This window comes from Pseudomonas sp. SCT (genome assembly GCF_003864275.1).
Classification (GTDB): Bacteria; Pseudomonadota; Gammaproteobacteria; order Pseudomonadales; family Pseudomonadaceae; genus Stutzerimonas; species Stutzerimonas stutzeri_AE.
The window spans coordinates 24,257-46,611 of record NZ_BDJA01000004.1 but is presented as its reverse complement, the minus strand read 5'-3'; the positions used below and the strand labels follow the sequence as shown (position 1 = coordinate 46,611).

At 63.1% G+C, this 22,355-nt stretch carries 20 protein-coding genes; 7 read left to right on the top strand and 13 right to left on the bottom strand.

Annotation, left to right across the window (positions count from 1 at the left end; translation table 11 throughout):
- Nucleotides 1–5: 5 nt before the first annotated feature.
- A complete protein-coding gene (plsY, locus tag BHD08_RS11315) occupies nucleotides 6–575 on the bottom strand; it encodes a glycerol-3-phosphate 1-O-acyltransferase PlsY (protein WP_125022337.1) in 570 nt (189 codons plus the stop codon).
- Nucleotides 576–650: 75 nt separating this feature from the next.
- On the opposite strand from plsY, the gene folB reads away from it, so the two are divergent.
- Nucleotides 651–1,004, top strand: coding sequence for a dihydroneopterin aldolase (gene folB, locus BHD08_RS11310; protein ID WP_038663516.1), 354 nt, complete (start codon nucleotides 651–653; stop codon nucleotides 1,002–1,004).
- Complete coding sequence (folK, locus tag BHD08_RS11305; RefSeq protein ID WP_125022335.1) at nucleotides 995–1,537, top strand: 2-amino-4-hydroxy-6-hydroxymethyldihydropteridine diphosphokinase; 543 nt, start codon at nucleotides 995–997, stop codon at nucleotides 1,535–1,537. Before folB ends, folK begins: the two co-directional genes overlap by 10 nt.
- 6 nt (nucleotides 1,538–1,543) lie before the next feature.
- On the opposite strand, the gene BHD08_RS11300 is transcribed toward folK, so the two are convergent.
- The 11 genes from BHD08_RS11300 to BHD08_RS11250 form a co-directional block, all read right to left on the bottom strand.
- Complete coding sequence (locus tag BHD08_RS11300; RefSeq protein ID WP_125022333.1) at nucleotides 1,544–2,713, bottom strand: multifunctional CCA addition/repair protein; 1,170 nt, start codon at nucleotides 2,711–2,713, stop codon at nucleotides 1,544–1,546.
- A gap of 95 nt (nucleotides 2,714–2,808) precedes the next feature.
- The gene (locus BHD08_RS11295; protein ID WP_125022331.1) at nucleotides 2,809–4,356 is read right to left on the bottom strand and encodes a SpoVR family protein; all 1,548 of its coding nucleotides are present in this window, start codon (nucleotides 4,354–4,356) and stop codon (nucleotides 2,809–2,811) included.
- Nucleotides 4,357–4,366: 10 nt separating this feature from the next.
- Nucleotides 4,367–5,638, bottom strand: coding sequence for a YeaH/YhbH family protein (locus BHD08_RS11290; protein ID WP_125022329.1), 1,272 nt, complete (start codon nucleotides 5,636–5,638; stop codon nucleotides 4,367–4,369).
- 81 nt (nucleotides 5,639–5,719) lie between these two features.
- Entirely contained in the window at nucleotides 5,720–7,642 is a 1,923-nt protein-coding gene (locus BHD08_RS11285; RefSeq protein ID WP_103456020.1) for a PrkA family serine protein kinase, read from the bottom strand.
- Between the two features lie 270 nt (nucleotides 7,643–7,912).
- Nucleotides 7,913–8,242, bottom strand: coding sequence for a thiosulfate sulfurtransferase GlpE (gene glpE, locus BHD08_RS11280; RefSeq protein WP_125022327.1), 330 nt, complete (start codon nucleotides 8,240–8,242; stop codon nucleotides 7,913–7,915).
- Nucleotides 8,239–9,066, bottom strand: coding sequence for a symmetrical bis(5'-nucleosyl)-tetraphosphatase (locus BHD08_RS11275; protein WP_125022325.1), 828 nt, complete (start codon nucleotides 9,064–9,066; stop codon nucleotides 8,239–8,241). Before BHD08_RS11275 ends, glpE begins: the two co-directional genes overlap by 4 nt.
- Entirely contained in the window at nucleotides 9,063–9,446 is a 384-nt protein-coding gene (gene apaG, locus BHD08_RS11270; RefSeq protein ID WP_125022323.1) for a Co2+/Mg2+ efflux protein ApaG, read from the bottom strand. The genes BHD08_RS11275 and apaG overlap by 4 nt, the downstream gene beginning before the upstream one ends.
- Before the next feature lie 37 nt (nucleotides 9,447–9,483).
- Nucleotides 9,484–10,278 carry a 16S rRNA (adenine(1518)-N(6)/adenine(1519)-N(6))-dimethyltransferase RsmA gene (rsmA, locus tag BHD08_RS11265; protein ID WP_125022321.1) on the bottom strand — a complete coding sequence of 265 codons (795 nt, stop codon included), beginning with the start codon at nucleotides 10,276–10,278 and terminating at the stop codon, nucleotides 9,484–9,486.
- Nucleotides 10,279–10,392: 114 nt separating this feature from the next.
- Nucleotides 10,393–11,385 carry a 4-hydroxythreonine-4-phosphate dehydrogenase PdxA gene (gene pdxA, locus BHD08_RS11260; protein WP_125022318.1) on the bottom strand — a complete coding sequence of 331 codons (993 nt, stop codon included), beginning with the start codon at nucleotides 11,383–11,385 and terminating at the stop codon, nucleotides 10,393–10,395.
- 110 nt (nucleotides 11,386–11,495) lie between these two features.
- Nucleotides 11,496–12,803, bottom strand: a complete 1,308-nt coding sequence (locus BHD08_RS11255) for a peptidylprolyl isomerase (RefSeq protein WP_125022316.1) — start codon at nucleotides 12,801–12,803, stop codon at nucleotides 11,496–11,498.
- Nucleotides 12,784–15,552, bottom strand: a complete 2,769-nt coding sequence (locus BHD08_RS11250) for an LPS-assembly protein LptD (RefSeq protein ID WP_125022314.1) — start codon at nucleotides 15,550–15,552, stop codon at nucleotides 12,784–12,786. Before BHD08_RS11250 ends, BHD08_RS11255 begins: the two co-directional genes overlap by 20 nt.
- A 129-nt stretch (nucleotides 15,553–15,681) precedes the next feature.
- Between BHD08_RS11250 and BHD08_RS11245 the strand changes: the two genes are divergently transcribed.
- The 3 genes from BHD08_RS11245 to BHD08_RS11235 are packed head-to-tail and all read left to right on the top strand — an operon-like array spanning nucleotide 15,682 to nucleotide 18,138.
- Complete coding sequence (locus BHD08_RS11245) at nucleotides 15,682–16,701, top strand: aminoglycoside phosphotransferase family protein (protein ID WP_125022842.1); 1,020 nt, start codon at nucleotides 15,682–15,684, stop codon at nucleotides 16,699–16,701.
- On the top strand, nucleotides 16,698–17,369 hold the full coding sequence (gene murU, locus BHD08_RS11240; protein WP_125022312.1) for an N-acetylmuramate alpha-1-phosphate uridylyltransferase MurU: 672 nt from the start codon (nucleotides 16,698–16,700) through the stop codon (nucleotides 17,367–17,369). The genes BHD08_RS11245 and murU overlap by 4 nt, the downstream gene beginning before the upstream one ends.
- A 1-nt stretch (nucleotide 17,370) precedes the next feature.
- Nucleotides 17,371–18,138, top strand: a complete 768-nt coding sequence (locus BHD08_RS11235) for a TerB family tellurite resistance protein (protein ID WP_125022310.1) — start codon at nucleotides 17,371–17,373, stop codon at nucleotides 18,136–18,138.
- Nucleotides 18,139–18,145: 7 nt separating this feature from the next.
- On the opposite strand, the gene BHD08_RS11230 is transcribed toward BHD08_RS11235, so the two are convergent.
- Entirely contained in the window at nucleotides 18,146–19,159 is a 1,014-nt protein-coding gene (locus BHD08_RS11230; RefSeq protein ID WP_125022308.1) for an alpha/beta hydrolase family protein, read from the bottom strand.
- A 96-nt stretch (nucleotides 19,160–19,255) separates the two neighbouring features.
- On the opposite strand from BHD08_RS11230, the gene BHD08_RS11225 reads away from it, so the two are divergent.
- Together BHD08_RS11225 and BHD08_RS11220 are read left to right on the top strand one after the other, a co-directional pair.
- Nucleotides 19,256–21,673 carry a PAS domain S-box protein gene (locus BHD08_RS11225; RefSeq protein WP_125022306.1) on the top strand — a complete coding sequence of 806 codons (2,418 nt, stop codon included), beginning with the start codon at nucleotides 19,256–19,258 and terminating at the stop codon, nucleotides 21,671–21,673.
- Nucleotides 21,670–22,299 (top strand): response regulator transcription factor, encoded by a 630-nt coding sequence (locus tag BHD08_RS11220; RefSeq protein ID WP_038663465.1) that lies wholly within the window; start codon nucleotides 21,670–21,672, stop codon nucleotides 22,297–22,299. Before BHD08_RS11225 ends, BHD08_RS11220 begins: the two co-directional genes overlap by 4 nt.
- Nucleotides 22,300–22,355: the final 56 nt, after the last annotated feature.

The window sequence follows — 22,355 nt, the reverse complement described above, 5'->3', positions numbered from 1 at the left end:
GGCGGTCAGAAATGCCGCTCGCGGCCCGCGAACAGGTCGCGCACGTTGCTGCGGTGCCGCCAGACGATCAGTGTGGCGAGCAGGCTCATCGGCAGCAGGGCGCCCGGTTGCTGCCAGGCCAGCAATGGCAGGCACAGGGGCAGCGCGATGAGGGCGGCCAGCGAGCTGGTCCGGGTCAGGCGGAACACCAGCAGCCAGGCGACGATGGCCAGCAGTGCGGCCGGCGGATAGAGCGCCAGCAGGGTGCCGGCAGCAGTGGCGACACCCTTGCCACCGCGGAAGCGGAAATACAACGGATAGAGGTGGCCGCAGACGGCGGCAAGTCCGATCCAGGCCTGTTGCTGGACGGACATGTCCAGCGACGCAGCCAGCAGTACGGGCAGCAGGCCCTTGAGCAGATCGCCGAACAGCGTGCAGATCGCCAATCGCCTGCCTGCCAGACGAAGCATATTGGTGGCGCCGGGATTGCCGGAGCCGCCGGCGCGCGGGTCGGGCATTCCGGCCAGGCGGCTGAGCAGTATGGCGAATGACAGCGAGCCGGTCAGGTACGCGAGCAATGTCAGCAGCCAGAACATGGAATCCATCCGGGGCAGGGAGTCCCTGAGTCTAACGGCGCGTTTCGAGCTTGTCGTGCCGTAGGAGAATGTTGCGTGGACACAGTCTTCATCGAAGGCCTGGAAGTGGATACGGTAATCGGCGCCTATGACTGGGAGCGGGGCATTCGCCAGTGCCTGCACTTAGACCTGACGTTGGGCTGGGACATTCGTCCCGCCGCCGAGAATGATGAGCTCGACAAGGCCTTGGACTATGCCAAGGTCGCTGCCGCCATCGATCAGTTCGCCTCCGAGGCACGCTTCGAGCTGGTCGAGACCTTTGCCGAACGCCTGGCGCAGCGCCTGATGAGCGAGTTCGGCATCGTCTGGCTGCGCCTGCGCGTGACCAAGCCCGGTGTCAATGCGCGTGCCCGGGCGCTGGGTGTGGAGATCGAACGCGGATGTCGCTGACCCCAGTCATGCTCGGCCTGGGCAGCAATGTGCAGCGCGAACTGCGGCTGCATGCCGGGCTCGATGCGCTGGCCGAGCTGCTGCAGGATATACGTTGCTCGCCGGTGTTCGAGAGCCTTGCGGTGGGCTACAAGGGCGACAATTTCTACAACCTGGTGGTGGCCGGCTATACCGATCTGCCGCTGACCGAGCTGGATCGCCGGCTCAAGTTCATCGAGGCGGACAACGGCCGCTACGCGCCGGATCGCAGGGGGCTGCCGCTGGATATCGACGTGCTGCTGTATGGCGAGCTGGTTGGCAATTTCCATGGCTTGCAGTTGCCGCGGGCGGAGATTCTGAAGAACGCCTTCGTGCTCTGGCCGCTGGCGCTGCTGGCGCCGACCGTGAAGCATCCCGCTGCAGGCGAACCCTTCGCTGATCTATGGGCGCAATCATCCATCAACCAGCAGCTCTGGCCGGTGCCGTTTCAGTGGCGCGGCAGCGAGCTGACACCTGTCGATCTGATCCGCCGCTATCCTCCACAGCGCGCCTGAATCGCCTTACTTCGAATTTTCCCGGCAGTAGGCGCGCAGGGCATCGAGGCGCGCAGCGCTGAGTGCCTTGCCCAGTTCGGCGCCTTTGTACCCCTGATCCAGCAGCGGTTTGACCGCGACGGCCCGCGCCGCGTTGGCCGCGCCGTGCAGATAATCAGCGTCGAAGAGCAACTCGCCCGGCGAACCTGCCTGGGCGTGCATTTCACACGCCGCGACGAACTGTTCGAAGCGCTCGGGGCGGCGGTAGATGTCGAAGTGCTGCAGCATGTCGAGCAATGCATCCGCTTGCAGCTTCTTGGCGTTGAGCGCGTCATCGTGATACCTACCGAGCAGCATCGCCAGCTCCTGGCAGTCCCTCGGCGCCTTGCAGCGCTGGTTGAGAGCGTCGATGGCGGGCAGGCGTGCTTGCGGTGCAGCGTCCGGCGTTGCGCCGCCGAGCAACAGGCAGGCCCAGCGTACCGGCAGTGGTTGGGCATGTTCGGCACAGCGGCGAAGTGCACGGAGCAGGTGCTCACCCGTGGCGTTGCCCATGGCGAAGGTCGCGGCGAGTTCCGGGAACAGCTCGGCCAACGCTTCGCAGTCCTGAAGCACCTGGATGAATACGTCCGGCCGTGGTTCCATCAGTGCGCGGGATATTTCCTTCCAGCTGCGCTCCGCTGTCAGCGCCGATAGTTCGCCGGAGCGGGCCAGCAGCCGCATTAGCTCAAGGGTTTCGCCGGCGATACGGAAACCAAGTTCGGCGTAGCGTGCAGCGAAGCGCGCCACGCGCAGCACGCGCAGCGGGTCTTCGGCGAAGGCCGGGGAGACGTGGCGTAGCAGGCGCGCCTGTAGATCGCTCTGGCCACCGTAGGGGTCGATCAGCTGGCCACGGTCGTCTTCGGCGATGGCGTTGATGGTGAGGTCGCGGCGCTGCAGATCCTCTTCAAGCGTGACGTCGGGACTGGCATGGAAGGTGAACCCGCCATAGCCGCGACCGCTTTTGCGTTCGGTGCGCGCCAGGGCGTACTCCTCGCCGGTCTGCGGGTGCAGGAATACCGGAAAGTCCGCACCGACCGGGCGGAAGCCGCGGGCCTGCATCTGTTCCGGTGTAGCACCGACCACCAGCCAGTCCACTTCGCTTACCGTGCGCCCCAACAGGCGGTCGCGTACTGCGCCGCCGACTTTGTAGATCTGCATGTCCACCTCCGTTGGCGCGGAGGATAAAGGATAACGACGTCGACAACAGGCCGATGTGAGGGCAAATACCGGGCGAGCCTTCCCCGTGGCCAATATCAGGCGAAGCTCATCCCGGGAAAGCGGTTGTCGCCCTCGGCCTCGCTGCTTGGGCGCTGCGGCATATGGTGGGTATTGACCAGCTTGTCGTCCTGCATCGATTGCAGGTGCACGTCGAAGCCCCAAAGTCGGTGAAGGTGCTTGAGTACCTCGTCGGTGGAAACGCCCAACGGTTTGCGGTCGTGCTGCTGGTGACGCAGGGTGAGCGAGCGGTCGCCGCGGCGGTCAACGCTCCAGACCTGCACGTTGGGCTCGCGATTGCCCAGGTTGTATTGCGCTGCCAGCAGCTCCCGAATGGTGTGGTAGCCACTTTCGTCGTGGATCGCCGGGACCAGCAGCTCGTCCTTGCGATCGTCATCGAGGATGCTGAACAGCTTGAGGTCGCGGATTACCTTGGGCGAGAGGAATTGCAGGATAAAACTCTCATCCTTGAAGTTGTTCATGGCGAATTTCACCGTGGTCAGCCAGTCGCTGCCGGCAATGTCCGGGAACCAGCGCTTGTCTTCCTCGGTCGGGTGCTCGCAGATCCGGCGGATGTCCTGATACATCGCAAACCCCAGGGTGTAGGGATTGATGCCGCTGTAGTAAGGGCTGTCGAAGCCGGGCTGATAGATCACGCTGGTATGCGACTGCAGGAACTCCATCATGAAGCCGTCGGTAACCAGGCCTTCGTCGTAAAGGTCGTTGAGCAGGGTGTAGTGCCAGAACGTGGCCCAGCCTTCGTTCATTACCTGGGTCTGGCGCTGCGGATAAAAGTACTGCGCGATCTTGCGCACGATGCGCACCACCTCGCGCTGCCAGGGCTCGAGCAGCGGGGCATGTTTCTCGATGAAATAGAGAATGTTCTCCTGGGGTTCGGCGGGGAAGCGTTGGCTGTCCGCCAGGGCATCGCCCTTTTCCGCACCCTTGGGGATGGTGCGCCAGAGGTCGTTGATCTGCCGCTGCAGATGTTCTTCTCGATCCTTCTGCCGCCGCCGCTCTTCTTCGGCAGAAATGGGATAGGGCCGCTTGTAGCGATCAACGCCATAGTTCATCAGCGCGTGGCAGGAATCGAGCAGGTCCTCCACCGCATCGATGCCGTGGCGCTCTTCGCATTGCATGATGTACTGCTTGGCGAAGACCAGATAATCGATGATCGAGCTGGCGTCGGTCCAGGTGCGGAACAGGTAGTTGCCCTTGAAGAAGCTGTTGTGGCCGTAACTGGCGTGGGCAATCACCAGCGCCTGCATGCACATGGTGTTTTCTTCCATCAGGTAGGCGATGCAGGGATCGGAGTTGATCACGATCTCGTAGGCCAGGCCCATCTGGCCGCGCTTGTAGTTCTTCTCCGTGTGCAGGAATTGCTTGCCATAGGACCAGTGGTGGTAGCCCAGCGGCATGCCGACGGAGGCGTAGGCATCCATCATCTGCTCGGCGGTGATCACCTCGATCTGGTTCGGGTAGGTATCCAGCGCGTAGCGTTCGGCGATACGGCCGATCTCGCGGTCGTACTGCCGAATCAGGTCGAAGGTCCATTCCGAGCCGGTGGAAATGGGCTGTCGCTTCATGCTGCACACCTCAGCTGGTCATGCGCCGCTGGAAGAGTTCGCGGAACACTGGATAGATGTCTCCGGCGCTGACCAACTGCTGTTGGGCGAACGCATCGGAAAAGGCTTCAGCCACCTGGTTGTACCCGTACCAGAGTGCCTGGTGTTCGCGCGGGGTGATTTCGACGTAGGTGAAGTACTGCACGAACGGCATGATCTGGTTGATCAGGATGTCGCGGCACAGTGGCGAGTCGTCGTTCCAGTTGTCGCCGTCGGAAGCCTGGGCTGCGTAGATGTTCCATTCATTGGCCGGGTAACGCTCGGCCATGATCTCCTGCATCATCTTCAGCGCGCTGGAAACGATGGTGCCGCCGGTTTCCCGCGAGTAGAAGAACTCTTCCTCGTCGACTTCCTTGGCGCTGGTGTGGTGACGGATGAATACCACATCGATCTTGTCGTAGTTCCGCTTGAGGAACAGGTACAGCAGGATGAAGAAGCGCTTGGCGATGTCCTTGGTGGCCTGGGTCATGGAACCGGACACGTCCATCAGGCAGAACATCACGGCCTTGGAGCTGGGGTTGGGGTGCTTGACCAGCAGGTTGTACTTCAGGTCGAAGGTATCGAGGAACGGCACGCGTTTGATGCGCGCCATCAGCCGCTCGATTTCCTCCTCTGCAGCCTTAATGTCGCCGAAGTTGTTCGGCTCCTCAATACGTAGTCGCTCCAACTCTGCCTTCAGGGTGCGCAGTTGTGCGCGGCTGCTGCCGGACAGCGCGATGCGCCGGGCATGGGCCGAGCGCAGCGTGCGCACGATGTTGATGCGCGACGGGTTGCCTTCGTTGCTGATGCCAGCACGCACCGTTTTGAAAGTGTCGGTGCCGGTGAGGTGACGCTTGACCAGGTTGGGCAGCTCCAGGTCCTCGAACATGAAATCGAGGAATTCTTCCTGGGTGATCTGGAAGACGAAGTCGTCCATGCCGTCGCCGCTGTTGCTGGCCTGACCGGCTCCTTGCCCGCCACCGCCGCCCTGCGGGCGCGGAATTCGCTCGCCGGCGATGAACTCCTTGTTCCCGGGATGGACGATGGTCTGGCGGCCGCCGCGGCCGTGGTGCAGCACCGGCTCGTCGATATCACGCCCAGGGATGCTGATCTGCTCGCCATGTTCCATGTCGGTGATGGAGCGCCGTCCGACGGCTTCCTCCACGGCTTTCTTGATATGCCCACGGTAACGCTGCAGGAACCGCTGGCGGTTTACCGTGCTCTTGTTCTTGCCATTCAGGCGACGATCGATCACGTAGCTCATAGGCCCTCCGGGCTAGGCTGAAACCATAGGCCTGAAACTGGAAGCGTGCCGCGCTGCTTCCAGCTTCAGGCTTCCAGCCGCTTACTGCGATTTACGCACCCGCAGATACCATTCGGACAGCAGGCGGACCTGCTTCTCGGTGTAGCCCCGCTCGACCATGCGCACGACGAAATCGTTGTGCTTCTTCTGGTCTTCCTTGCTCGCCTTGGCATTGAAGCTGATGACAGGCAGCAGATCCTCGGTGTTGGAGAACATCTTCTTCTCGATCACTACGCGTAGCTTCTCGTACGACAGCCACGACGGGTTCTTGCCGTTGTTGTTGGCGCGGGCGCGCAGCACGAAGTTGACGATCTCGTTGCGGAAGTCCTTCGGATTGCTGATGCCGGCCGGTTTCTCGATCTTCTCCAATTCCTCATTGAGCGCCACGCGATTGAGTATCTCGCCGGTTTCCGGATCGCGATATTCCTGGTCCTGAATCCAGAAGTCGGCGTAGAGCACGTAGCGGTCGAAGATGTTCTGCCCATACTCGCTGTAGGACTCGAGGTAAGCGGTCTGGATCTCCTTGCCGATGAACTCGATGTAGCGCGGCGCCAGGTACTCTTTGATAAAGCGCAGGTAGCGCTCGCGCACCTCGGCCGGAAACTGCTCTTGCTCGATCTGCTGTTCCAGCACGTAGAGCAGGTGCACCGGGTTGGCGGCGATCTCGTGCGGGTCGAAGTTGAAGACCTTGGAAAGGATCTTGAAGGCGAAGCGGGTGGAGAGACCGTTCATGCCTTCGTCGACCCCAGCGGTGTCGCGGTACTCCTGGATCGACTTGGCCTTGGGATCGGTGTCCTTCAGGTTTTCGCCGTCGTAGACGCGCATTTTCGAGTAGATATTGGAGTTCTCCGGCTCCTTCAGACGCGACAGCACGGAGAATTGCGCGAGCATCTTCAGGGTGTCCGGCGCGCAGTGGGCGTGAGCCAGCGAGCTGTTGGTCAGCAGCTTGTCGTAGATCTTGATCTCGTCACGGACACGCAGGCAGTAGGGCACCTTGACGATGTAGATACGGTCGATGAAGGCTTCGTTGTTCTTGTTGTTGCGGAAGCTGTGCCATTCCGACTCGTTGGAGTGGGCCAGCAAGATGCCGCTGTAAGGAATCGCGCCCAGGCCTTCGGTACTGTTGTAGTTGCCTTCCTGGGTAGCCGTGAGTAGCGGGTGCAGCACCTTGATCGGCGCCTTGAACATCTCGACGAATTCCATCAAGCCCTGGTTGGCCCGGCACAGTGCGCCCGAATAGCTGTAGGCATCCGCGTCGTTCTGCGGGAATTCTTCCAGCTTGCGGATATCCACCTTGCCGACCAGCGAGGAGATGTCCTGGTTGTTCTCGTCACCTGGTTCGGTCTTGGCCACGGCAATCTGGTTGAGGATCGACGGGTAGAGCTTGACCACGCGGAACTTGGAGATGTCGCCGCCAAATTCCTGCAGCCGCTTGGTGGCCCAGGGTGACATGATCGAGCTCAGGTAGCGTCGTGGAATTCCGTAATCCTCCTCGAGGATCTGCGCGTCTTCGATTGGGTTGAACAGCCCCAATGGCGACTCGAACACCGGCGAGTCTTTGATTGCGTAAAAAGGCACATGCTCCATCAGCTGCTTGAGCTTCTCGGCGAGCGAAGACTTGCCACCACCCACCGGGCCGAGGAGATAGAGGATCTGCTTCTTCTCTTCCAGGCCCTGAGCGGCGTGGCGGAAGTAGGAGACGATCTGGTCGATGCACTCCTCCATGCCATGGAAATCCTCGAAGGCCGGATAACGGCGGATCACCTTGTTGGAGAAGATGCGCGATAGTCGGGAGTCCACGGAAGTGTCGACCAGTTCCGGCTCGCCGATCGCCATGAGTAAGCGCTCTGCGGCACTGGCGTAGGTCCCCGGGTCCGCCTTGCACAGATCGAGATATTCCTGGAGGGAATATTCCTCCTGGCGGGTCGCTTCGAAACGTTGTTGGAAGTGGCTGAAAATGCTCATGACTTCACCTCGATCGATGCACGAATAGGCGCGTCATCAGGCACTCTGGGCCCGGCCGAAGTGGCGGCCAGTGGAGTTCCCCCGAACACCTAATGGTCGAAACCCTGAAATCCGTCAGCCGTTTCCCGGCTTCGTTTATTTGGATGGCCTGAACTCAAGGATAGTTCGTATTCGGCAAGGTCAAGGAGGGGGAGGGATTTTAAGCGCGGCCTTTTAGCGCCTGAGAGCGCCTAGCCCGCGGTTGGCGGGCGATTGAGGTGAAATATTTTTTTACGCTTGCTCGCCGTGATCGACGTCGCTGGGGTAGGTGTGTCGCCAGAGCTCGAAGCCGCCGTCGAGGCTGTAGACATCCGAGAACCCCTGATTGACCAGATACGCCGCTGCGCTCTGGCTGGAGTGGCCGTGGTAGCAGGTGACGATCAAGGGCTGGTCGAGATCGGCCGAGGCGATGAAGTCAGGCAGCGAATGGTTATCCAGGTGCAGCGAGCCACTGATGTGCCCATTGGCATAGCTGTGCGAGTCGCGAATATCCACGATAACGGCGCCGCTGCTGCGCATGGTCTGAGCTTGTTCCGGCGGGATGCGTTTGAAGTCGGTCATGCAGTTTTCCCATGTTCGCATTCGCAGCGATGCATTTCGCCGCTGTCGAGGTTCATCAGGGTCATGGCATTGCCCCAGACGCAGCCGGTGTCCAACGCGAAGACATTCGGCTCGTCACACTGACCTTCCAGTGCGGCCCAGTGGCCGAAGATCAGCCTGACATTGCGAGTCTTGCGGTTGGCATGGGCGAACCAGGGCGCGTAGCCGGCGGGGGCGCTATCCGCTCCTTCCTTGGCCTCCAGATCGAGGGTGCCATCGGCCTTGCAGAAGCGCATGCGAGTGAAATAGTTGGTGATCAGGCGAAGCCGCGGTACGCCGTGCAATTCCTTGCTCCATTTCGCCGGTTGATTGCCGTACATACCGTCGAGGAACGGCAGCAGCAGTGCGTCGTCCTGCAACGCCTGCTCCACTTCGGCGGCACGCTTGAGTGCCTTTTCCAGCGACCACTGCGGCGGAATGCCGGCGTGCACCATGGCTGTGTGGCGTCTGTCGTCATAGTGAATCAGCTTCTGCTGACGCAGCCAGTCGATTAGTTCGCAACGATCCGGCGCATCCAGAATGACCTGTAGCGTATCGGATTTGCGCATGCGCTCGATGTTGTGCGCTACGGCCAGCAGGTGCAGATCATGATTGCCAAGTACGGTGATCGCGGACGAATCGAGGTCGCGGACGAAACGCAGCGCCTCCAGCGATTGTGGGCCGCGATTGACCAAGTCGCCAGCCAGCCACAGGCAGTCGCGCGAGGGACTGAAGTCAACGCGCTCCAATAGGCATTTGAGCGGTTCGAGGCAACCTTGCAGGTCACCGACGGCATAGGTCGTCAATGCAGTGCTCCGGGTACGGCCAGGCGGAACGGCGCAATGACGGCATCGAAGCTGTGGCCGTCTTCGGCCAACATCTGATAGCTGCCTTGCATGCTGCCGACACAGGTCGCCAGCAGCGTTCCGCTGGTGTAGACGTGGTGTTCGCCTGGTGCGATAAGCGGCTGCTCGCCAATGACGCCGGCACCGCGTACTTCCTGCACCTGGCCATCGCCATCGGTAATGATCCAGTGTCGCGATATCAGTTGCGCTGCCACCTGGCCATTATTTTCGATGGTTACGGTGTAGGCAAAAGCGTAGCGATTTTGTTCCGGCTCAGATTGTGCTGCCAGATAGCGGGGCGTGATGCTGACATCGATGCGGTAGTGATTGTCGTTGGACATTGGCCGGCTCGCTGGAGGGCAGGTCTGGGGCTGGGCCCTAGCTGCGCTCGGTCAGTTGATCGGAAAGGCGAACGAAGGCCGCCAGGTCCAGTTGTTCGGGACGCAGGCTGCCGTCCACATTCGCCGCTTCGATGGCTTCGGCGTCCAGCAACCCCTTGAGGGTGTTGCGCAACGTCTTGCGACGCTGGTTGAACGCTTCCCGAACGACTCGCTCCAGTTGGCGGTGGTCGCGCGCGGGATGCGGCAACGTTTCATGGGGCACCAGGCGAACGATCGCCGAATCGACCTTTGGCGCCGGGTTGAACGCACCCGGCCCGACGTTGAACAGATGCTCCACCCGGCAGTGATACTGCACCATGATCGACAACCGTCCCCAGTCACCACCACCCGGCTCTGCCGCAAGGCGCTCGACCACTTCCTTCTGCAGCATGAAGTGCATGTCGCGAATGAGGTGCGCGTGGGAGAGCAGGTGGAAGATCAGCGGCGTGGAGATGTTGTAGGGCAGATTGCCGACGATGCGCAGGCTGTTCGCCTCCTCGCTGAGGCGGCTGAAATCGAACTTCAGTGCATCGCCTTGATGCAGGGTGAAATTGTCCCGGTCGGCAAACTTGCCCTGCAGGATCGGGATCAGGTCGAGGTCGAGTTCGACCACATCCAGATGTGCACCGCTGTCGAGCAGTCCCTCGGTGAGGGCACCCTGCCCTGGGCCGATTTCCACCAGTCGCTCACCCGGCTTGGCATGAATCGCCCGCAGGATACGGTGGATGACGCCGGCGTCGTGCAGGAAGTTCTGGCCAAAGCGCTTGCGCGCGCGGTGCTGGTAATCGGACATCGGGGCTCCAGGGAGCAGCTTGAAGCCTGAAGCTTGAAGCTGAGAAACGGATAAGGCGCGTATTTTAGCAGGCGAGGGCGGCAAGAAGATCGTTCGAGCCGCGTGCGGTGCTCGCTAGCGCTGGCTGGCGGCCATCTGGTACGCCGTTTCCAGCGCGACTTGCAGGCTGCCGGTGTCGATCCTGCCGCTGCCGGCCAGGTCCAGCGCGGTGCCGTGATCGACCGAGGTGCGCACGATCGGCAGGCCGAGCGTGACATTGACCGCAGCACCGAAGCCTTTGTACTTCAGCACCGGCAAGCCCTGGTCGTGGTACATCGCCAGCACGGCATCGCAACGCTCGAGATGCTTTGGCGTGAACAGCGTGTCGGCCGGTAGCGGACCGACCAGATCGATGCCTTCTTCGCGCAGCCTGGCAAGCGCCGGCTCGATGATTTCGATCTCTTCGCGGCCCAGGTGTCCACCCTCACCGGCATGCGGGTTCAGCCCGCAGACCAGAATGCGCGGTCGGGCAATACCGAACTTGCTGACCAGATCGTTGTGCAGTATCCGCGTAACCCGCTCCAGACGCTCCGATGTAACTGCTGCCGCGACATCCTTGAGCGGCAGATGCGTGGTCACCAGTGCGACGCGCAAGCCCCGTGTGGCAAGCATCATCACCACCTGCTCGGTGTGGGTCAGCTCGGCGAGAAACTCCGTGTGGCCGGAAAAGGGGATGCCGGCCTCGTTGATCACGCCCTTGTGTACAGGCGCGGTAATCATGCCGGCGAAGCTGCCGTCCAGGCACCCTTTTCCAGCGCGGGTCAGCGTCTCCAGAACGTAGCGACCATTGCGCGAATCGAGCTGGCCCGCCGTCACTGGTGCATCGAGTGGCGTGTCCCAGACGTACAGGCTGTTGGCTGGTGCCGGTTCGCTTGGCCAGCTATGCGGGTCGACTGAACGCAGCTCGATCGCCAGCCCGAGCTGCGCAGCGCGCTCGGCCAGCAGCGCGCGACTGGCAATGGCTATCAGGGTCTGAGGCTGGGCCTCACGCGCAAGCAGCAGGCAGAGATCCGGACCGATGCCGGCCGGTTCGCCGGGCGTGAGAACGAAGGGGCAGGAAACAGACATCGAGGCACTCTCGGATTGGGGTGGTGGTTGCCGCCGGAATGAAAAACGGGGTGGCGACCCTTCGGCCAACACCCCGCATTCCTGTCTAACGTGTGACTTCTACTTGAAGCTTAGAGCTTGATCTCGACGTAGGCTTCGTCGCGGATCTGGCGAAGCCAGGCCTGCAGTTCTTCATCGTACTTGCGGTTGCGCAGCAGGGTTAGCGCCTGTTGCTCGCGGAACTGCTCGCTGGCGTCGGTGGCGCGGCGGCCAAGCACTTCGAGGATGTGCCAGCCGTAGGGCGACTTGAACACCTGGGAGAGTTCGCCGCTTGCCGTGTTCGCCATGACTTCGCGGAACTCGGGTACCAGCGAGGCTGGGTCGATCCAGTTCAGGTCGCCGCCGTTGAGCGCCGAGCCCGGATCTTCGGAGAAGCTCTTGGCCAGCTGGGCAAAGTCTTCGCCAGCACTGATGCGGTCGCGCAAGCGCTGTACCAGCAGGCGGGCCTCGTCTTCGCTACGGATCGCACTCGGCTTGATCAGGATGTGGCGGACATGCACTTCGTCACGCACCTGTGTCTCGCCGCCACGTTTTTCCAGCAGCTTCAGCATGATGAAGCCCGGCGGCGTGCGCACCGGCTCGGTCACTTCACCGATCGACAATTCGCGTACTACGGCATCGAAGGGCGGCGGTAGTTGAGCCGCCTTGCGCCAGCCCATGTCGCCGCCTTCCAGTGCGTTCTCGCTGCCGGAACGAGACACGGCAAGGCGGGCAAAGTCGGCGCCCTGTTGCAACTGCTGGTAGGTATCCATCGCGGTACGTTCGGCAGCCTGGATGGTTGCCGAATCAGCTGCTTCTGGAACCGGGATGAGGATGTTCGCCAGGTGATACTCCTCGGACAGTTGCAGCTTGCCGAGGTCGGAAGCCAGGAAGTTCTGCACCTCCTGGTTGGATACCTGGATGCGCTCGGCCACTCGACGCTGACGCACGCGGCTGATGACCATTTCGCGGCGGATCTGCTCGCGCGCGCTTTCCAGGCTCAGGCCATCGCGCGACAACGCCTCGCGGAACTGCTCCAGCGACATATTGTTGCGCTGGGCGATGGTACCCATGGCCTGATTGAGCTCTTCATCAGCGATGCGAATGCCGGAACGATCGCCGATCTGCAGCTGCAGGTTTTCGGTGATCAGGCGCTCCAGCACCTGCTGTTGCAGGACATCCATGGGCGGCGCGTCAGCGCCACGCTTCTCGATGGTCTGCTGAACTTCACGTATCCGCTGCTGCAACTGGCTCTGCATGATGACGTCGTTATCGACGATCGCCACGACGCGGTCCAGTGGCTGAACCTGAGCGAGGGCCGCAGGCGCGAGAGTCGCACCGCTCAGCAGCAGAGCGCCGAGCGCGAGCGGGCGCAGTACTTCAGAAAGCTTGATCTTCACGTTCACGGTAGCCTTGAATGCCTTCGTCGAGGAAAGTTTCGGTCCCATTGCCGACTACGCCGCCGAGTCCCTTGAGGACGATCTGCAGGAAGATGCCGCGGTCCGGCTCGTCGTTGCGGTCGGGGTTGAGGCTGGTCTCGTCGTAGTCGACCCAGTAGCGATTGATCAGGCGCAGCTTCCAGCAGCAGCTGTCGTACTCGAAGCCACCGAAGGCTTCCAGCGTGCGGCTGCGGCTGTAGTCATGCTGCCAGCGGGCGATGACGCTCCATTGCGGGACGACCGGCCAGATGACCGAGAAGTCATGCTGGTTGATCTTGTAGTAGTCCTTGATGTACTCCGGCGAGTCTGGCGTGCCGTAATCGCCGCCGTAGGTCCATTCGCCTGTCGCCTGGTCGAACCGCATGGTGTCGTTGCGGTAGCGATAGCCTAGATTGATGATCTTGCCTGGGTTGTCTTCCGGCTGGTAATGCCACATTGCGCTGCCAGAGCGTGTGCTGTGGCTGTCCGGGTCCCAGTTGAAAGTCGAGGTGAAGCGCCAATCGCGGTTGTAGCGATACATGTATTCCAACGCGTACGGCGATACGTCGGAAGTGGCGCTTGCGCGAGTGCGGTAATCGATACCACGCAACTGCACCTTGCGATCTTCAAAGTAGAACGCCTGGCCGATGCTGAAACGCTGACGCTCGAAGCCGTTGGGTTCGACCCAGCGATTAGTCACGCCGAGCGAAACCTGATTGGCGTCGCCAATGCGATCTTTTCCAGAGAAGCGGTTCTCGCGCCATAGCGATGAATAGCTGAAGCTGCTCTCGCCGGTATCGAAGATCGGGATGTCGTCCTGATCCTCTTCCGGTACGTAGAGATAGAACATGCGTGGCTCGAGGGTCTGGCGATAGTCCTTGCCGAACCACTGGGTGTCGCGGTCGAAGTACAGGCCGCTGTCGACACTCAGGATCGGCACGCTGCGGTTCTGGCTGCTGTCGAACGATTCGTAGCTGGCCAGAGTGCTCTGGCCGCGGCCGTCCAAGTCGAGGTCGTACTGGGTGTACGCATATTTCAGCGAAGGCTTGAGGAAGCCCCACGACCAGTTCAGAGGGAGGCTGACGCCCGGCTCAAGATGCAGACGCTCGCCTTCGGCGCGAGTCAGGCCGCGCAGGCGATCGTCGTACCACTGCTCCGGATTGCCGTCTTCGTTGATGAAGTTGCCGCTGCGCAGGCTGCGCTGGAAGCTGACGAACTCGGTCTTGTAGGCGAAATTCAGGCCGCCCGGCTGGAAAGGCAGGCGCCCGTCCAGGGTCAGCTGCGGCAATCGCTCGTAAGGCGTGATGTCAGTGACCGTGGCGCGCTCATAGGCGTGCATGTTCAGGCGCGCTGTGTAGGTGTTGCCGCGATAGGTGAGCGTGCCGCGCTGATCAAGGTGATCAGGCTGATTTATATCCAGGTTGGTATCCAGATCCTGGAAGTAGTACGGATCGCTGATATCGGTGTAGTCCACCTCGGCGAGCCAGCGCGAATCCAGCCCGGTACGGTTCTGCCAGCTGTACATCCAGCGCTGGTCTTCGTACTCGGACTGCAGCTTGCGGTCGTCGTTGCTGTCGTCCAGGTAGGCTGCGCCGAACTGGCCTTCGCTGCTGCGGGTCAGGTAGCGGAACTCGCCTTCCATCAGCAGCCCGCGGTCGGTCATCAGGTGCGGATACAGGGTCGCATCGAAGTTCGGCGCCAGGTTGAAGTAATAGGGCGTCTGCAGCGAAAAACCGGTATCGCTGGAGGAACCGATGCTCGGCGCGAGGAAGCCCGACTGGCGACGGTCATCGATGGGGAAGTGGATATAGGGGGTGTAGAACACCGGAATATCCTTGACCCGCAGCGTGACGTTGGTTGCCGAACCAAAGCCGGTGGCCGGGTTCAGCGTGACGTTGTTGCCCTTCAGGTGCCAGGTGTTTTCACCCGGTTCGCAGCTCGTATAGGTGCCATCCTTGAGGCGGATGATGGCGGTCTCTTCGCGCTTGGCGTATTGCGCGCTGCCGCGGACCTTGCCGGAATGCACGACGTACTCGGCGTTTTCCACCTTGGCTTCGCCGCTGTCGAGGAAGATTTCGGCGCGATCGCCGACCAGCAGTGCGTCACGGTCGCGGAAGCGCACGTTGCCGGTCAGCTCGCCGCGATTTTCCAGCTGGTGCAGGCTGGCTTCGTCCGCCTCGACCTGGATGCTGCCCTGACGCAGGACCACCTCGCCGGCGAGGGTGGCGATTTCCTGCTCCTGCTCGTAGCGTGTCGCCTTGGCCGACACATAGGTCGGCGCTTCGCTCATCGGCGTGGTGTCGAACTTGCCAGGACGATCCGGCTCGACATAGGTGCCGGCGCAGTACGGGCCGGTTTCGGCGAGCTGGGCAGGGGTCAGCTGATCGCGCGGCACCCAGTCGAGGTGGCTGAAGTCGGCGCTGCGCGAGGCAAGGGCGCGGCCTTTGCTTTCGGTGACCAGCTTGGTGGTTGCGGTCGGCGCCTGCGCCTTGGCGGTTGTCGACTTGCTGGTGCTCGGCGTGGTCGCAACGCTACCACTTTGCGCCGGGCGCGGCGGCAGTGTCTGGCTCGGCACATTGGAAGCGCAATTCCAGCCACCGGTCGCATCGGGTTGGCAGGCAAACTGTTCGGCTGCGAAGACAAAAGGTACAGCTACCGGTTGCAATGCAAGCAGACCGCCAGTAACCAGTAGAGGGAATTTTTTACGAAACGCGGGGTATTTGACTGCCATCTTGTTTTTTGGTCCGTGCTTGCGGCGAGCCATCGGCCGGCTGGGCCGCACGCCTCTCGATGGGCTGAGAAAGATGCAGGATAATAAAGCATGACCCGCCTATCGGCTAGCGCCGTGGAGACCCCCTGGATGCCGCATCAAGATCAACGTCTGCTGGACCTGAGCGCCTGGCTGGACCAGCAACTACCTGAAGTCTTCGCCCGTTGCGGCTGGGGCGAAGTACCGGCCGCACAGCTTACAGCGGCGAGTAGTGACGCCAGTTTTCGCCGTTACTTCCGCTGGCAGGGCGGCGAGCGCAGCCTGATCGTGATGGATGCGCCGCCGCCCCAGGAAGACTGCCGGCCCTTCGTCAAGGTGGCGCAGATGCTGGATGAAGCCGGCGTGCATGTTCCGCAGGTGCTCGCGGCCGACCTCGAGCGCGGCTTTCTGCTGCTCTCCGACCTGGGACGCCAGACATACCTGGACGTGATCGATCAGGGTAATGCCAACGCGCTGTTCGATGATGCCATCGAAGCCCTGCTGAAATTCCAGTTGCAGCCTGTCTCGCAGCCGATGCCGGCATACGACGAAGCGCTGCTGCGCCGCGAGTTGCAGCTCTTCCCTAAGTGGTATGTGCAGCGCCACCTTGGCCATACGTTCACTGACGCGCAGCAGGCTGCCTGGGAGCGTATCTGCCGGAAGCTGATCGACTCGGCGCTGGCGCAGCCGCGGGTGCTGGTGCATCGCGATTACATGCCGCGCAATCTGATGATCAGCGAGCCCAACCCCGGCGTGCTGGATTTTCAGGATGCCGTGCTCGGCCCGGTCAGCTACGACATCACCTCGCTGTTCAAGGATGCCTTTCTCAGCTGGCCCGAAGCGCAGGTTCAGACCTGGCTCGAAGGCTACTGGCACAAGGCGCGTGCAGCCGGCGTCGCGCTGCCTGATTCGCTCGAAGAGTTCTTGCGTGCCAGTGACCTGATGGGGCTGCAGCGTCACTTGAAGGTGATCGGCATCTTCGCCCGAATCTGCCACCGCGACGGCAAGCCACGTTACCTGGCCGACGTGCCGCGCTTCTTTGCCTATATCGAGGCGGTGCTGGCGCGGCGACCAGAGCTGGCCGAGCTGCAACAGCTGCTGGCCGAGCTGCCGCAGGCGCCGCACGCATGAAGGCGATGATTCTGGCCGCCGGCAAGGGCGAGCGGCTGCGCCCGTTGACACTGCATACGCCCAAACCATTGGTTCGCGCCGCCGGCGTGCCGCTGATCGAGTACCACGTTCGTGCGCTGGCGGCCGCCGGCTTCGACGAACTGGTGATCAACCACGCCTGGCTTGGGCAGCAGATCGAGGACTATCTTGGCGATGGCAGCCGCTTCGGAGTGGCGATCCGCTATTCGGCCGAAGGCGAGCCGCTGGAGACCGGCGGCGGTATCCACCGGGCTCTGCGCCTGCTGGGCGATGAGCCGTTCCTCGTAGTCAACGGCGATATCTGGACCGACTACGACTTCGCCCAACTGCGGCGCCCTCTGGCGGGGCTCGCGCATCTGGTACTGGTGGACAATCCTCCGCACCACCCCAAGGGTGATTTCAGTCTGGCCGAATCGGCTGTCACGGAACCCGAGGTCAGTGACGACGCGCTGACCTACAGCGGCATCTCCGTTTTGCATCCGGCGCTGTTCGAAGGCTGCCAGCCGGGGGCCTTCAAACTGGCGCCGTTGCTGCGCCGTGCCATGGCTGATGGACAGGTGAGTGGCGAGTGCCATGCCGGGCTCTGGGTGGACGTAGGCACCCACGAGCGCCTGGCGGAAGTCGAGCAACTACTGGAGGCGCGACGCTGACATGTTCTGGCCCATCACGCTGTTGGGGCTGCTGATCGGCTGGTTGCTGGCGAGCATTCCGGGCGCTTTGCTCGGCGGTCTGCTGGGGCAGGTGCTGGATCGCCGGCTAGGGCTCGATTCCTGGGCCAGCCTGCGTGCGCGCCTGGCCGGTAAACCGGTGCTGCAAGGCCATGATTTGCTGTTCTTCCTATTGGGGCGTTTGGCCAAGAGTGGCGGACGCGTGAGCCCGGCACATATCCAGGCCGCCCGTGACGAAATGCGCCGTCAGAGTCTTGATGCTGCGGCGCAGCGGCAAGCCATCGCTGCGTTCAATCGCGGCAAGGCCAGCGGTGATGGCCTGCGTGACACCCTGCAGCGGCTGCGCGGCCAACGTGAAGAGAATCGTCGTATGATCCAGGCCTGCTGGCGCATGGCGCGTGCGCAGGGGCCAATCGGCGCTCGCGAACATGAGCTGGTGCTGCTCTGGGGCAAGTGGTTGGGCTGGGATGCGGCCGAGGTCGCGGCGCTGGACCCGGGCGCGGCTCGGCGCAAGGAGGCGCCGGCCGGTCGGGGAGGCGCTTATGAGCAGGCCATGCAGTTGCTGGGTGTGCGTGCGGATACCGATCCGCAGCTGATCAAGCGGGCCTACCGCCGCCTGCTGAGTAAGCATCATCCCGATAAGCAGGCCGGAGCCGGTGCGAACGCCGCTCAGGTGCGCGACGCCACCGAGCGCACCCGCGAGCTGCATAGCGCCTACGCCCTGATCCGCGAGCGCCGCGGCTTTCGCTGATACGGACTTACCGGGCTGGCTTACGGTCCAGCCAGCCCCGTACGCGGCGCACCAGTTGTTCCTGTTCGTAGTGCCGGTCGCCGGTCAGATTGGTCAGTGCGACCTGTCGGTAATCTCTGTGGCCGGCACGGCGCGCCGCGTTGCGTCGTTGCATGGCCTGCTCCTGTGCAGCCGGCCGATCGTTCATATAGAAGTCGCCTACGCCGACGGCGAGCGTCGCAAGATAGGCCTCCAATGGCTGCTCCGGCATCGGCGGCGTACGTGGATCGATCACCACCAGTTGGCCGACATCCTTCGGCTGAAGCTGCGCCATGTACTGGCTAGCCCAGTAGGCACCGGTGCCATGGCCGACCAAGACGATCATCGGTGCCTGCAGCGTACGGGCGTGCTCGATCGCGGCATCGATACGCGCCTGCATCCGCTCGGCATGGCTTGGTTGCTCTGCATTCTCATTCGCTTGCGGCGGCTCCGTCGCTGGCCCGTCGCTGTCCGCTGGAGCTATCTGCTCGGGTAGATAACCGGCGCTGCCGGGATCGGACGGCTGGCCTGTCTCGTCTGCGTCCGGTGCTTCCTGCGTATCAGGCGCTTCGGTCGCTGCTGGTGGTACGGGAATGCGCGGACCGGGCGTCAGGGCAGCATCAGCGGGCGTCAGGCTCAGGGTGTGCCAGCCATGTTCGGGAAGGCCGCGCCGTAGCGGGGCGATTGCGCGTGGCCAGTCGGCGGTTTCGCCTTCGCTGGGCACGATGACCAGCACGCCGCGGGCCTTTGCCGTGTTCGCCGGCTGCCAAAGCGCAAGGAACCTGTCCTCCTCGCCCAGTTGCAGCTGGGCGGCGGCGTCGAGCTGCCGTTGCAGCCCTGCGGCCAGCGCTTCGCTGCGCATTTGCGGTGCCGGGCGCTGCACCTTGGGTTCATCCGCTGGTGCTTCCTGAGCCGCCTCCGGTTCCTGCGCCGCGGCCATGTACGGCACGCCGCCGCCCAGCGCGACGCCGAACAGAAGCACGAGAGCAGGCAGGCAGCGCATGGATTGTCTCCGCTATGGGTGTCGGCACCACGCTGGCGCCGGCAGGGGTTATGCATTACAACAGCGTGTCGGCACGCCCATCAATTGCGTGAATATATGCTCGCCTTATCCCTGCGTTTCGTTCTTCTCATCAGCCTGGCGCTGCCGTTCGCGGCTGGCGCCGTGACGCTCGACGACGACAGCCGTGCCTGGCTGGAGCAGCATCCGGAGTGGCGCGTCGGGGTGGTGATGGGCGCGCCCTACGCCGAGTATGACCAGCGCCAGCGGCGCCTGTCAGGCTTTCATGTGCAGCTGATGGAGCATCTTGCCGACGACCTCGGGGTGCGCCTGCAATGGCGCCGCTTCAGTGACGAGGCTGCGCTGGAGAAGGCCGCCCGCGAAGGCCTGATCGATGTGGCGCCGGGCCTGCGTCAGACGCCGGCCGGCCTGCGTCTGTGGCATTACAGCGATCCCTTCCTGCGCATTCCGCGCTTGCTCGTCGGCGACCGTGGCGGCCCGCGCGCCATCGACCTGGAGTATCTGCATCCGAGCGAACTGGTTTCGGCCGTCGGGCCGGGTCCAGTCACCGAGTTTCTTGCCAGCAACTATCCCAATATCACCGTGCTGACCGCGACCAGCCAGGCCGATGCGCTGCGTCAGGTGCTGGAAGCCAAGGCCAGTTATGCCGTGATCGACGAGCCGGTGTTCGCGCGGCTGTCGCAGCAGGTGGAGTACGACTCGCTGGCGGTGGTCGGTGATCTGGGCAACCCGCAGCTGCTGCGTATCGCTTCGCGGCGTGACAGCGCCGAACTCGCTGCCGTGCTCGATACGGCGCTGCGGCAATTTCCGGCGCGGGAGTTCAGTCAGTTGCAGGAACAGTGGCTCAAGACCCGCAGCATTGATCTCGGCCGCGAGATCAGCTACTGGCGCAGTCTCAGCCTGCTGCTCGGCGTTCTGCTGCTGGCCTGCCTGCTGATGCTCGCCTGGCAGCGGCGCCAGCATGGAGTGCTGGAAAGCCGGCTGAAGACCGCCCGCCGCGACATCGAGCTGCGCGAGGCGGCCGAAGAAGCGCAGCGTTTGACGCAGTTTTGTCTCGATCACAGCACCGTCGGCATCCTCTGGCTCAACTGGGACAGTCGCGTGCGCTACGCCAACCAGGCCGCCGAGATGTTGCTCGGGCATGCCTCCGGCGGATTGCTCGATCAGCCGTTGGAAACCTTCGACCCGGCGCTGGGCATGGATGCCTGGCTGGCGCGCTGGCGTGCCGCGCGTACCGGCGAGGATGATCGCCAGGTACACGAATGCGAATGGCTGCGCGCTGACGGCCAGCGCTTTCCGGCGGCGGTCACCTACAGCTTTCTGCGCTTCGGCAGTCGTGAATACCTAGTGGTATTTCTTGCCGATATCACCGAGCGACGCCGCGCCAGCGCCCAACTGCAGGAGAGCGAGGCTCGGCTCAAGGCCATGGCCGGCAACGTGCCGGGGCTGGTGTTCCGCCTGGAGCGCGACGGGCCGCAGGCCCCGGTACGGGTGGCTTATATCAGCGAAGCCAGCCAGCGCCTGGTGGGCTATTCCGCCGAGCGCCTGCTGCAGCCGGGGCAGGGCATCCGCAGCCTGGTGCACGCCGATGACGAGGCGGGCTACTGGGCCAGCCAGCAGCTGGCACTGGAGAAAAGCCAGGACTGGCGCTGGCAGGGGCGCATTCTCAACCGCAATGGCGAGGTGCGCTGGGCCGATATCCGCGCCTCCGTGCGCGGCCAGCCGGATGGCCGCCAGGTATGGGACGGCATCGTCTGGGATATCACCGACAACAAGCGCATCGAGCTGGAGCTGGATGCCTCGCGCGCGCAGTTGCGCGAGCTGGCCGCGCACCTGGAGACCGTGCGCGAGGAGGAGAAGGCGCATATCGCCCGCGAAGTGCACGACGAGCTGGGCCAGGTGCTGACCGTACTCAAGCTGGAAACCTCGATGTGCGAGCTGGGCTTCGCCGACCTCGATCCGGCCCTGGCGCAGCGGCTGGAGAGCATGAAGCGGCTGATCGCCCAGCTGTTCCAGCGGGTGCGTGATGTCGCTACCGCGCTGCGCCCGCCGATTCTCGATGCCGGCATCGCCTCGGCCGTGGAGTGGCAGGCGCGGCGCTTCGAGGAGCGCAGCGGCGTGGCTTGTCTGGTCGAAGTGCCGGAATGCCCGCCGTTGCTGGGTAACGCCAAGGCCATCGGCCTGTTCCGCATTCTTCAGGAGTCGCTGACCAATGTGATGCGCCACGCCCAGGCGCAAACGGTCAGCGTGCAGTTGCTGCTCGAAGGCAACATGCTCTGCCTGCGCGTCAGCGACGATGGTTGCGGTTTTCCGGTCGCCGCGCACGGCGCCGGCAGTTCGTTCGGCCTGGTCGGCATGCGCGAGCGGGTGCAGATGCTCGGCGGGCAACTGATAATCGACAGTCAGCCCGGCGAGGGCACCACCATCACGGCGCGGGTTCCACTGGACTCGGTGCCGCTTCCATCAGCCGCAAGCACTGGAGCATTGCCGTCATGATCAGGGTCATGGTCGCCGAAGATCACACCATCGTCCGCGAGGGCATCAAGCAGCTGATCGGCATGGCGCGTGACATGCAGGTAGTCGGCGAGGCCGCCAATGGCCAGCAGCTGCTCGACCAGTTGCGCCAGATCAGTTGCGATGTGGTCCTGCTGGACATCTCCATGCCCGGCGTCAACGGCCTCGAGGCAATTCCACGGATCCGCGCGCTGAACCAGCCGCCGGCCGTACTGGTGCTGTCGATGCACGACGAGGCGCAGATGGCGGCGCGCGCGCTGAAGATCGGCGCGGCCGGCTACGCGACCAAGGACAGCGAGCCAGCGCTGCTGCTGACCGCCCTGCGCAAGGTGGCCGGTGGCGGTCGCTACATTGATCCGGCGCTGGCCGACCGCATGGTCTTCGAGGTTGGCCTGACCGATTCGCGGCCACCCCACGCGCTGCTTTCCGAACGCGAATACTCGGTGTTCGAACGGCTGGTGCAGGGCGATTCGGTGAACGACATTGCCGGCAAGCTGGCGCTGAGCAGCAAGACCATCAGCACCCACAAGGCCCGCCTGATGCAGAAGCTGGCGGCGCATTCGGTGGCCGATCTGGTGCGCTACGCCATGGAACACAAGCTGGTCTGAGCACCAGCCACCGACCCGCCGTGTAGGGCGTTCCCTACACGCGACTCTCCCTCACG